The organism is Agrobacterium vaccinii (assembly GCF_021310995.1).
Taxonomy (GTDB): Bacteria; Pseudomonadota; Alphaproteobacteria; order Rhizobiales; family Rhizobiaceae; genus Agrobacterium; species Agrobacterium vaccinii.
In genome coordinates this window covers 142,303-153,844 of sequence record NZ_CP054151.1, presented here as the reverse complement: position 1 = coordinate 153,844, position 11,542 = coordinate 142,303, and the positions used below count along the sequence as shown (strand labels likewise).

The window sequence follows — 11,542 nt, the reverse complement described above, 5'->3', positions numbered from 1 at the left end:
TTGTTTGTCAAAGTTCTGTTGGTGATGAGGCCAAGGCGCAATCGGTGCATAGCAATGCCCGGATGACTGACCTATGTTGAACCTGCGAGCATAAACGCATGGCGTAGACGCGAAACTGGAGATTGGCTTTGAACAAAGCGGATGTGTCGGGGCAGAAGCGCAGCAAATCTCTGACCGAGAAGGCTTACGCCATCTTGCGGGAGCGCATCATCACCGGAGAACTGGCGCCGGGCATGGATGTGTCCGAGCCGGAGCTTGCCGAGCAGCTTTCCGTCAGCAAGACGCCGGTGCGCGAGGCGCTTGCACGGCTTTGCGTCGAGGGTTTCATGGAAGCCTATCCTCGCCGCGGCTACCGCGTCACGCCTGTCACCGTGAAGGATATGAACGACCTTTTTGCCATTCGCGGCATGCTGGAAGGGACTGCGGCGGCGCTTGCGGCCAAGAACCTTTCCAATGAAGACCTCGACGCGCTCGATCAGCTGGCCGATGTGAGCTACGTGATCGGTGAGGAGATCAGCACGAAAACCTTCGTGGATTCCAATCAGGAATTTCATTCCGCCATTGCCCGTGGTTCCCGCAATCCTCGCCTCTATGCGCTGGTGATGAGCCATCTTGAGGAATGTGCGCGGCTTTTCTACATGGGCGCGCGCGTTCGTGACATCAATCCGGAAACCAATGTCGATCATCATCGTATCGTGGCGGCTCTGCGCAAGCGTGATTCCGATCTCGCGCGGCAGGTTATTGTGGAGCACAACGAGAATACCCGGAGCGGCATCCTCGGCGCACTGATCGCAACTGGGCAGGGCGGGTTGACGCTCTAAGTCTCCGTTCCCGCGCAAATCTCGGCGCATGCGCCGACCTTTCAGGCGACCTTCACGAGATGGCCGGGTGCTGGCTCTGCATAGCGTGCCACCACCGGTACATAATCTACCGGACGCACCGCACTGCCAATCTCTCCGCCTTCCGCCACTTTCCGCAAATGGCGTCTGGCGGGATCGGCAATCGGAACGGCACTGAGTAACCGCTTTGTATAGGCATGCTGTGGATTGCCGAATATCTGGGCGCGGGTGCCGATCTCGACGATCTCACCCAGATACATGACTGCGACCCGATGGCTGACGCGCTCTACCACGGCCATGTCGTGGCTAATGAAGAGGTAGGCGATTTTCAGCTGCTCCTGCAGTTCCATCATCAGGTTCACAACCTGAGCTTTGATCGAAACATCAAGCGCAGACACAGCTTCATCGGCAACGATGAGGCCGGGATTGAGCGTCAGAGCGCGCGCGATGCTGATGCGTTGGCGCTGACCGCCTGAGAATTCATGTGGAAAGCGCTTTGCCATATCCGCCTGCAAGCCCACGCGGACCAGCAGGTCCGTGGCCCTGTCTCGCGCGTCCTTGGTCGATGCCAAACCATGCGACACCAGCGGCTCCATGATGGCCTCACCCACGCGCATGCGCGGGTTGAGACTGGAGAAGGGGTCTTGAAAGATCATCTGCATATGCTGGCGTTGCTTCGAAAGCGCGGCTGGCGTGAGGGAACGGACCTCCTGTCCATTGATGCGGATGGAGCCGCTGACCGGCTCAATCAGTCGCAGCACAGACCGCCCGGTGGTGGACTTGCCACAGCCGGACTCGCCGACGAGCGCCAGCGTTTCACCCTCATGTAGATCAAACGAGATATTCTCGACAGCATGAACGCGGCCGCTGACACGCCCGAAGACACCGGATTTGATATCGAACCTGGTGATCAGATTGCCGACTTCCAGGATCGGTGGTTTGTTTGCGGGTATCGTTCCCGCAATCTCGCGCTCGACTGAGGAAACACCGGTATCCGTATCGGTCAGCGGAAATGTGGCCGGATAATCGTGACCTACCATCGACCCCAGCCTTGGCACGGCAGAGAGCAGCGCCTTGGTATAGACATTGGCAGGTTGGGCAAAAATCTGTTCCGTCTTGCCGGTTTCGAGCGCGCGGGAGCGGAACATGACCACGGTCCGGTCTGCAATTTCGGCCACAACACCCATGTCATGGGTGATGAAGAGGACAGCCATGTTCTCCTCATCCTGCAAGGATTTGATCAGTTGCAGGATTTCCGCCTGAACGGTGACGTCGAGAGCCGTCGTCGGCTCGTCGGCGATCAGCAGTTTCGGGCGACAGGCCAGTGCCATGGCAATCATGATGCGCTGAAGCATGCCGCCAGAAAGCTGGTGCGGATATTCGTCAAAACGGCTGGATGCGGCGGGTATGCGCACACGCTCGAGAAGCCTCACCGTCTCCGCCCGCGCCTCGGTCTTGGAGATACCACGATGCCGGATGATCGATTCGGCAATCTGACGGCCCACCGATAGGACGGGGTTGAGCGATGTCATCGGCTCCTGGAAAATCATCGCGATATCATTGCCGCGAATGTCCTGCATTTGCCGCTCGGGAAGCGACAGCAGGTCGGTTTCGCCAAGCCTGACGGTGCCTGCCACGCGCGATGTTCGCTCCGGCAACAGTCGCATGATCGACATGGCCGTGACGCTTTTGCCAGAACCGGATTCGCCGACAATTGCCACTGTCTCACCGGCATCGATGCTGAAACTCACATCATTGACCACGGAGTTCCAGATGCCGTTGCGGCGAAATGCAGTTGTCAGATTTTCGACCGAAAGGACTGTCAAATCTCGATACTCCGGCTCATGAGAGCCGCATTGCAGCGCGCAGATGATCGAATGTCAATAAAAATATCTAGTAGAATATTACGTGAGATATTTATTGCTTGTCATCCTTTTCGCGTTGGATGATTTTACCATGATAAGAGAGGTAGCTCCTTTCAGCCCTGATATTCGGAGATCACCATGTCTGACACGACGCGCATTTCGGTTCTTTTGACGCCAGCACAGTTGCAAGAAATGTTGTCCTCTGGTGCGGATGTCACGGTCATCGCCGTGCACTCCATTAATCCCTATACGGGCCAGAACTCGTTCAAGGTGCAGCGGATCACAGGCGCGATAGATACGCAAGCCTATACCGATTTTCAGTCTCCTGCGAGCGTCGAAGGGGGGCAGAGACCCCTGCCTGACATTGCAGAACTTCAGGCCAAGGCACGCAGCTGGGGTCTGCGACCTGACAGTACCATCGTCATTTACGATGCTGACCGCAGCATGACGGCTGCGCGCGCGTGGTGGGTCTTGCGCTGGGCAGGCCTGCCGGATGTGCGGGTACTGGATGGTGGTTTTCCAGCGTGGATTGCGGCGGATATGCCGGTGACGGATGAAAGCACGACACCGGTGCCGAGCGACATCGTTCTGTTGCCGGGACATATGGCTGAGCTTGGTGCCGACGATGCACTGAAGCTGGCGACCGATGGTGTTCTTCTCGATGCGCGTATTCGGCCCAATTACATTGGCGGGAAAGTCGCGCCTGGCCAGCCACCACGCGGGCATATTCCCCATGCCTTGAGTGCACCAGCGCCTGACAATGTTACGGACTACGGAAATTTCACCGACGGAGAGACGTTGCGCGAAATGTATCGGGCGCTGGGTGCCGATGGCAAGAAACCGGTCGGTGTCTATTGCGGGGCGGGAATGTCGGCTGCACACACGGTGCTGGCGCTTGCCTCCATCGGCATCAAAGCGGCTATGTATCCCGGGTCGTGGTCTGCCTGGGTCAGCGATCCAACGCGTCCTGTCGTCACCGGTGCCTATCCTGGTTGAGCGAATCTGGCGCTCAGATTTTGCTCAAATCCCGCTCACGACACTATAATATTTCCTCTTTTGCACAATGAATAAGCAATATTAGCTATTTGTTCAAATTGATCGCAGATTACCTTTACAGTCTAAAAAGCGATGATATATTTCGTGGAATATCAGAGGCGCGAGCCGCGATTATACTGACAGCATGAAGCCAGCAGAGGCTGCACAATGCCTCGATCAGACCGCGAAAGGGTCATGCCCATGAAACTCTTTAAAGGACTAGCCGCCGTAGCCTTTGTGGCTGTTCCGCTGTTTGCAGGCGCGGTCAACGCGCAGAGTGATGACCAGTTGAAAACACTCGTCATCGCCGTCCCATCCGATCCCGTCAGCTTAGAGCCCGGCACCAACAAGGCCGAACCGATCGGCAGCGAGATCATTCTCAATGTTTTCGATACGCTGGTTGCCTGGACTGCGCCGGACTTCAAGGCGTTGGAAGGCCGACTGGCGTCCAGCTGGACTGTGTCTGCCGACGGTAAAGAGTTCGACTTCAAAATCCGCGAAGGCGTCAAGTTTCAGGATGGCACGCCTTTTGATGCTGCTGCGGTTAAGTTCTCGCTGGAGCGTACCAAGGCCACAAATTCCTACGTCAAGGCGACTTTCGGCCTCATCAAGGACATCGCGGTCGTTTCACCCACAGAAGTGAAGATCAGCCTCACAGAGCCTTATCCGGCCTTCCTCTCCATTCTGGCGCAGCCGCAGTCGGCCATCGTCAGCCCTGCTGCCGTCGAGAAGTTTGGCGACAAATTTGCTGCCAACCCGGTCGGCACCGGCCCCTTTGCCTTCAAGAGCGCACAGGCCGATACCAATGTGGTGTTGGAAGCCAATCCGGATTATTTCCGTGGTGCGCCGAAGCTTTCGCGCATCATCTACCGCGTCATCCCGGAGGCCTCGACTCGTCGTCTGGAGCTTGAAAGCGGCGGCGTCGATGTGGTGCAGCAGCAGGGCCAGCTTTCCGCCATTGCGGCTGAAGACATTGCAGCACTCAAGTCCAATGGCGATGTGAAGATTCTTGAGGCACCCAGCCAGATCATCCGCCAGCTTGAATTCAACAACAGCAAGAAAGACGGTCCGTTCGCGGATATCCGCGTACGTCAGGCCGTCGCCCATGCCATTGATTATGATGGCCTGCTGGAAGGCGTGTTCGGTGGCACTGCCGAACGCGTCTATGGTCCATTGACCACCAACAGCTGGGCGTTCGATCCAAAGATCAAGGATCTGGCGCCGAATTATGATCCTGAAGCTTCGAAGAAGCTGCTCGGGGAAGCAGGTGTCGATGCCTCCACAATCCAGCTGAAGCTTTACAGTTTCCAGGGCCCGCTCTGGGCAGCCGTTGCCACCTATGTGCAGGCCAATCTGGCCGATATCGGCATCAACGCCACCATCGAGCAGACCGAGTTCCCGGCGTACCGCGCCCTTCAGACCGCAGGCCAGTTCGATGCAGCACTTGATGGTCGCCAGCCCTGGTACAACGATCCGGATGCGCACATCACTATCGGATACTTATCGTCGCTCGCCAACTCGGCTATGACGTTCCGTATGCCGGAAGACAAGGCGCTGGATGATCTGATCCTGAAAGCGCAGCAGACTGTAGATGTCCCGGCACGCACGGCATTGTATCATCAGGTGCAGGAAGAAATCGTCAAGCGCGTTCCCGGCGTTTATCTCTTCAGCCCCAAGCTGATCGTCTTCCAGCGCGCCAATGTCGAAGGCCTCGTCGTCAACAGTGCACCGCCACTCAATGAATATTGGGGCGTGTCCAAGAAGTAGCCTTTCCGGGCGCGCACCCTGCGCGCCCGATGATCCGATCTGAAACGGGAAACCGGTGCAGATCATTTTTCGATGATGTGAGTGGGCAGAGAATGGCCAGTTTTATTACACGCCGGTTGATCGCCTTGATACCTGTCATGTGTATCGTGCTGATCATCGTGTTTTCGCTGGTGCGGTTCATTCCCGGCGATCCGGCAGTGACCTTGCTCGGCCCCGGTGCGACGCAGGAGCAAATCGATGCACTCCGTGCGCAACTGGATCTCGATCAGGCTTTCCCCGTCCAGTTTTTCAACTATGTTACCGGTCTGCTGCAAGGCGATTTCGGCGTATCCTTGAAAACCGGCCAGCCGGTGGCACATGAAATTCTCACACGCCTGCCCGCCACGATCGAGCTTTCGGTTTTGGCGGTCATGGTCGCCATCATCATCGGCATTCCCATCGGCGTTTTATCTGCCACGCGCCCGAATTCGCCATTCGACCATATCACTCGCGTCGTTTCGCTCGTTGGGGTTTCGATGCCCGCCTTTCTCCTGGCGCTGATCCTGCAACTGGTGTTCGCCACCTATCTCGGGTGGCTGCCTGTTTCGGGCCGGATGAGTTCATTCATCATTGCCGAACCGGTGACGGGGTTTGCCATTCTGGACGGCATCATCACCGGAAACTGGGCAGCCGCCTGGAGCGCGCTGCAACATTTGATCCTGCCCACCGCCGTGCTGGCTGCCTTTCTCGGAGCGACCCTTGGGCGTTTCGTACGCAACACCATGCTGGAAGTGATGGGCGAGGATTTCATCCGCACGGCCAAGGCGAAGGGCCTGCGGCGCAAGGATGTCATTCTGGGCCACGGATTGCGCAATTCCCTGCTGCCGGCCATCACGGTTGTCGGTCTGAAATTTGCCGAAATGCTGGGCGGCGCGATCCTGACCGAAACGATTTTCGCATGGCCCGGTATCGGGCGCTACATGTTCGAGGCGATCAAGAACCGCGACTATCCTATCATTCAAGGTACGACGCTGGTGTTTGCGCTGCTGTTCGTCTTCACCTCCATCGTGGTGGATGTTCTCTACGGCGTTCTGGACCCGCGTGTCCGCAAGAAGATGAAGTGAGCCGGATGTCAGAGTTTTTCAACTTCCTGCGCAAAAACACGCTGGCTCTGGCGGGCAGTATCATCCTGCTATCGCTGGTCTGCGTGATCGTGTTCGGGCCGATGATCTCGCCCTATTCGCCAACCAAGCTGGATGTGCTTCACAAGCTGGCCGCGCCGAGTTTCGAACATTGGCTTGGCACGGATGCCTTTGGGCGCGATATCTTCACGCGCATCATGTATGGCGGTCGCGCCACATTGGCCATTGGCGTGGGCGTTGTGGCCATCGCTTTTGTGGTTGGCGTGACCATCGGCATGCTGGCGGGTTTTCTCGGTGGCTGGTTTGATAGTGTCGTCATGCGCATCGTGGATGCCATTCTGGCGTTTCCGGCCCTTGTGCTGGCCATTGCGCTTGCTGCTGCCTTCGGCCCGAGCCTTGAAAATGCGATGCTGGCCGTTGCCATCACGCTTGCCCCGCAATTTGCCCGCGTCGCCCGCAGCCAAGCGCTTAGCATTTCCGTCAAGCCCTATGTCGAGGCGGCGGTTTCGCTTGGGCTACCGACGCCGCGCATTCTCTTCCGCTATGTCTTCGTCAACGGTCTTGGGCCGCTGCTGGTGCAATCGACGTTGGCGCTTGGCAGTGCCATTCTGCAAACCGCAAGCCTCGGTTTTCTGGGACTTGGTGCGCAGCCGCCCATGGCGGAGTGGGGTGCGGATGTGTCCGCCAACCTGCAATTCGTGCGCAGTGCCGCCTGGGTGGCGCTCGCCCCCGGCATGGCGATCCTGCTTGCGGTGCTCTCCTTCAACCTGATCGGCGATTCCCTTGCCGATTGGTTCAATCCGCGCCGTCGCAACGAACTCGACTGAGGCAACCATGTCCACTCTGACTATAGCCCTCGAAAAAGTCGATTTCCTGCCACCGGCACGGGTGACGGATGACACCAGTATTCTGACGCTGAAAAATCTTGTGTTCGAACCGCTGCTGAAATGGAATGACGGCCAGGTCTTGCCCGCCCTGTTCTCGCATTGGACGCACAGACCAGATGGACGCGAATGGCGCTTCGTCATTCGCGAAGGCGCTGTGTTCCATGACGGTAAGCCTTGTGTCGCTTCCGATATCACCGACTTCATCGATGGCATTCTGGAGGCCGTCGATACGTTCGGCATGAAATGGTCCTATGCCCGCTATCTTGCCGATGCCGAGATCGTGGCGGATGGTGACGGAGCGATTGTGGTGCGCAACCCCCATCCCATCGCCGATATTCTCGATATCTTCTCAGAGTTTTACATCTGCCGCTTCGCACCTGACGGCACGCCGGTTCTGGGTACAGGGCCATTCCGCGTTCTGAATTTCGAAACCAAGGTCCGAACTGAACTGGAGCGTGTCTCCGGTAATGCAGAACCGCAGCGCATCATCGCGCTTTGCGAACCGTCCGCCGACCAACGCTACGCACTATTGAAATCCGACAAGGTCGATGCCGCGCTCAATCTGGAGCGGGTCGAGGGCAAGCTGGAGTTCGATGATGCCTTTCAATGGGGCAGGGCTGTCAACACGTTGTCGGTCATGTATTACCTCAATTGCAGCGAGGGCATTTTCCGGTTTCCCGAGGCACGGTTAGCGGCCAATCACGCGGTGGATACGGCGGCCATATGCCACGAAATATTTGGCGATCTTGCCGTGCCGTCTTCCAGCATCGTCAGTCCCTTTCATCTCGGCATGAAAACGGCTGGGCTTTCACCCATCGCCTATGATCGCGACCGGGCGCGTGCCTTGCTGACCGAGGTAGATGGAGACCGCAAGATAAAGCTTCGCACGCCCACTTTCATGCCGGAGCGTGCGCCGGAAATCAGCCGGTTCGTGGCCAACGCACTTGAAGCTGTTGGGTTTGAGGTAGAAATCGAGGTCGAAAACGACCGGCCGGAATATGCCCGCCAGATTGGCGCTAAGAAGATGGGCGATCTGGCGATATTCGATTCCTCGCCGCACAGCACCTACCGCATTCTCAATGACAAGATATCGAGCGTCACGAAAGCCGTGTGGTGGCAAGGTTACGACGATCCTGAAGCCGAACGGCTGATCGCGGCGGCCAATGCGGCAGTGGAGCAGGATACCCGTGAACGCGCCTATGCCGCTTGCTTAACCTATCTCAACGCGAATCCGCCCTGGCTTTATCTGGCGCATCCCGTCGATGTTTTCGCGGCGCGCAAGGACATCGCCGGCCTTTCGATCGATCACAAGGGCACGCTGACGATCGCCTGAACACGAGGACGCACAGAATGAAAAAAGACTATTCGATCACCTTCTTCTATTACGACGATATCCATGCTGTCCTGCCGTTTTATGAAGAGGTTCTGGGCTTCGAACTGGTGCTCGATCAGACAATGGCACGCATCTACCGCATCGCTGAAAACTGCTATTTCGGCATTGTTGATGGCAATCGCGGTCATCTGAAACATCAGGAAAAGAGCGCCGTGCTGCTGACCATCGTCTCTCAAGATGTGGAGGGTTGGCACAAGCGGTTGAGGGAAGCAGGCGTTGCCGGTCAGTCGGAGATGCTGCGTGGAACCTTCTGCGAGCATTTTTTCTTTGAAGATCCCGCAGGTTATGCCATCGAAATCCAGAGATTTCATAACCCAGATGTGGCAAAGCTCTTTCCATGAACAATGAGGACATAGACGCGGCGGACAGCCTGATTTCGCAAGCACGCGAGTTTGGTGCCGCTCAGCTTTTTGCACTGCCGGATGCCTCGATTGTCGATCTGGCGACGGGTTATATTCCGCTGCTCGTCAACTTTACATTTGAGGACAAGGCGGCCAAGGGCCTGCGCAAGCTGACCGATCAGGCAGAACCCGAACCCGCCGTCTATTTCTCGGCGCTGGAAATGGTGCGCGATTATCCAGCACTCCTGCTGACAGGGGAGACTGGAAGCGGCAAGACCACGTTTGCGAAGCATCTGGCGTTCTCACTCGTGCAAGGTGACTTTGCGCCCCGCGCCATTCCGCGCAACGATCTCGGTGCAGTGCATGATGAGCAATGGACCCTGGGCGGTGTTGTGCCGCTCTATCTGACTGTAGACCCGTCAAAAACTTTCGAGGAACTGCTCGCATCTTCCACGGATGTTGCGCTCCATGCGGACCTTGGGCTTTTGCTGATCCTCGATGGCATAGAGGCGGCCGGTGACGCAGGGTGTCAGCTGCTTGCCGAAGCGCTGGCGTTCCAGAGCCGCCATCCGGCTGTGAAGCTGCTTGCACTCGGCGAGGTCTCTGTCGTCAAGAGCTGGGCGCTTCCCGCGGGCTATGTGCGCTATGATCTGCTGCCGCTTCTGAAAAGCCAACGTCGGGACACGGCTTTGCGACTGGCGGGCCTCGATCTCGGCGCGACAGGGATTGCTCTTGGCACTGCCGCGGCCAATCCCGCGCAGTTCGTCATGGCCATGCATGGCGGCGATGTGGGTGAGAGCGCCGAGACCATCACCGACAGCTGGCTTGCAAAGATTTCCGGTGATGCTCAGACCAGCGACCTCTTTTGTGGTCTGGCGCTCGATGCGCTGACAGCCGAGGTGGATGACCCGACCATCATGCCCATCACCCGCGTGCGGCAATTGCTGGCGGCGGTGCATCTGGCATCCAAGCCCGCTGATTTGGCCGTTGAACATTTTCGCAAGAAGCCAGGCCTTTGGGCACCGGTCATGACAAGCCTTGCTGCGCGTCTTTCCGGCAAGAATGAGGCCAGCGCCCTGGTTGAAGCGCTGATAGAAGGCGAGGGTGATGCGGTTCTGCGGGGCGCGTTGCTGGCGGCGGATATGGTGACGGCCACAGGACCTCTGCGTGACCGCATTGCGGCGCATTTGCAAAAAATCGTCAGCCACGGAGCGCTCTCAGCGCCGGAACGTGAGACGGCGGGCCGCAGGCTCTCGCTATGGGGTGACCCGCGCGAACTCGATGCATTGGCAGATGTTACAGGTGGGGAATTCACCTTCGGCTCTCACAGCCATCCCAATTCAGCACCGCCTCATCCAGTTACCGTCGACGCCTTTCGTATCGGCCTTTATCCGGTGACCAACAGTGCCTATGGTGCCTTCGTGCGCGACACGAACCGGCTGTGGCGCAGCCCGGACGGGTTTTCGGATGACCGACGCAGTGCTCCTGCGACCGACCTGACATGGCACGATGCACGAGCCTATTGTGACTGGTTGACGCATCGCTGGCGTGTGCAAGGGCGTATTTCGGCAGACGAATTCGTGCGATTGCCGACGGAACCGGAATGGGAGCGTGCCGCGCGCGGCGACCAGCCGGATATAGGGCCGGATGTCCTCAGCTATCCTTGGGGACATGCTTGGATGGACGATGCGGCGAATTCGGAAGAGGCCGGCTTCAATACCACCTGCACGGTTGGCCTGTTTCCGAAAGGGCGTTCACCCTATGGCTGCTACGATATGGTCGGTCAGGTCTGGGAGTGGTGCACCACGCTGTGGGGCGACGATATGGCAACGCCCGACTTCGAATATCCCTATTCGAACGATGAGCGTGAAGCTGCGGATGCGGCACCGTCAATCCGGCGCGTTCTGCGCGGAGGCTGCTTTTCAAGCGGTAAACTGAAAGCCTGCTGCACATACCGGGGAAGCCTCGAACCGGATGGCTTCTGGCGCGGCAATGGATTTCGGATCGTGGTTTCGCGGTAGCGTTGTTTCATTTTCAAAGGTCGTATGGCGGTTCAGCCACGAAATGGCCAGCAAAAGATACTCCTCGCGCATTCGATGGAAGATTCCGGATCGAAGCACATGCAGACGGCAACCACTATACACCAGAGCCGAAATATCCTGTTCCCCAGGGTTAGCGCCCAGCACGCTGTCTATTTCGTAAGAACATTTTACGCCACATGGAAATGCGTCGCGATACGAGCCGGCTTCTGCATGTATTTGTCCAATCTCGCCTTAGAAAACGTGGCATTCGCC

At 57.7% G+C, this 11,542-nt stretch carries 9 protein-coding genes; 8 read left to right on the top strand and 1 reads right to left on the bottom strand.

Annotated features, from left to right (window positions below; all coding sequences use genetic code 11):
* The first annotated feature begins 128 nt into the window (after positions 1-128).
* Positions 129-821 carry a GntR family transcriptional regulator gene (locus HRR99_RS15855; protein WP_233123669.1) on the top strand — a complete coding sequence of 231 codons (693 nt, stop codon included), beginning with the start codon at positions 129-131 and terminating at the stop codon, positions 819-821.
* Between the two features lie 41 nt (positions 822-862).
* On the opposite strand, the gene HRR99_RS15850 is transcribed toward HRR99_RS15855, so the two are convergent.
* Positions 863-2,665: an ABC transporter ATP-binding protein gene (locus HRR99_RS15850; protein WP_233123668.1), complete on the bottom strand. Its 1,803-nt coding sequence runs from the start codon at positions 2,663-2,665 to the stop codon at positions 863-865.
* Positions 2,666-2,842: 177 nt separating this feature from the next.
* Here HRR99_RS15850 and HRR99_RS15845 point away from each other — a divergent pair, with 177 nt between their 5' ends.
* The 7 genes from HRR99_RS15845 to HRR99_RS15815 all read left to right on the top strand — a co-directional run bounded on the left by HRR99_RS15845 (position 2,843) and on the right by HRR99_RS15815 (position 11,269).
* Positions 2,843-3,700, top strand: a complete 858-nt coding sequence (locus HRR99_RS15845) for a sulfurtransferase (protein WP_233123667.1) — start codon at positions 2,843-2,845, stop codon at positions 3,698-3,700.
* Positions 3,701-3,940: 240 nt separating this feature from the next.
* Positions 3,941-5,506, top strand: a complete 1,566-nt coding sequence (locus HRR99_RS15840; protein WP_233123666.1) for an ABC transporter substrate-binding protein — start codon at positions 3,941-3,943, stop codon at positions 5,504-5,506.
* Between the two features lie 92 nt (positions 5,507-5,598).
* Positions 5,599-6,609 (top strand): ABC transporter permease, encoded by a 1,011-nt coding sequence (locus HRR99_RS15835; protein WP_233123665.1) that lies wholly within the window; start codon positions 5,599-5,601, stop codon positions 6,607-6,609.
* A gap of 5 nt (positions 6,610-6,614) precedes the next feature.
* Complete coding sequence (locus tag HRR99_RS15830) at positions 6,615-7,454, top strand: ABC transporter permease (RefSeq protein ID WP_233123664.1); 840 nt, start codon at positions 6,615-6,617, stop codon at positions 7,452-7,454.
* Between the two features lie 7 nt (positions 7,455-7,461).
* A complete protein-coding gene (locus HRR99_RS15825; RefSeq protein WP_233123663.1) occupies positions 7,462-8,847 on the top strand; it encodes an ABC transporter substrate-binding protein in 1,386 nt (461 codons plus the stop codon).
* Positions 8,848-8,864: 17 nt separating this feature from the next.
* Entirely contained in the window at positions 8,865-9,248 is a 384-nt protein-coding gene (locus HRR99_RS15820) for a VOC family protein (protein WP_233123662.1), read from the top strand.
* Positions 9,245-11,269 carry an SUMF1/EgtB/PvdO family nonheme iron enzyme gene (locus HRR99_RS15815; protein ID WP_233123661.1) on the top strand — a complete coding sequence of 675 codons (2,025 nt, stop codon included), beginning with the start codon at positions 9,245-9,247 and terminating at the stop codon, positions 11,267-11,269. The genes HRR99_RS15820 and HRR99_RS15815 overlap by 4 nt, the downstream gene beginning before the upstream one ends.
* The last annotated feature ends 273 nt before the right edge of the window (positions 11,270-11,542 follow it).

What these genes read in the sequence shown, in the direction of transcription:
- HRR99_RS15845 (WP_233123667.1), top strand. Translation starts at nt 2,843, where the DNA reads ATGTCTGACACGACGCGCATTTCGGTTCTTTTGACGCCAGCACAGTTG.
- HRR99_RS15840 (WP_233123666.1), top strand. Translation starts at nt 3,941, where the DNA reads ATGAAACTCTTTAAAGGACTAGCCGCCGTAGCCTTTGTGGCTGTTCCG.
- HRR99_RS15835 (WP_233123665.1), top strand. Translation starts at nt 5,599, where the DNA reads ATGGCCAGTTTTATTACACGCCGGTTGATCGCCTTGATACCTGTCATG.
- HRR99_RS15830 (WP_233123664.1), top strand. Translation starts at nt 6,615, where the DNA reads ATGTCAGAGTTTTTCAACTTCCTGCGCAAAAACACGCTGGCTCTGGCG.
- HRR99_RS15825 (WP_233123663.1), top strand. Translation starts at nt 7,462, where the DNA reads ATGTCCACTCTGACTATAGCCCTCGAAAAAGTCGATTTCCTGCCACCG.
- HRR99_RS15820 (WP_233123662.1), top strand. Translation starts at nt 8,865, where the DNA reads ATGAAAAAAGACTATTCGATCACCTTCTTCTATTACGACGATATCCAT.
- HRR99_RS15815 (WP_233123661.1), top strand. Translation starts at nt 9,245, where the DNA reads ATGAACAATGAGGACATAGACGCGGCGGACAGCCTGATTTCGCAAGCA.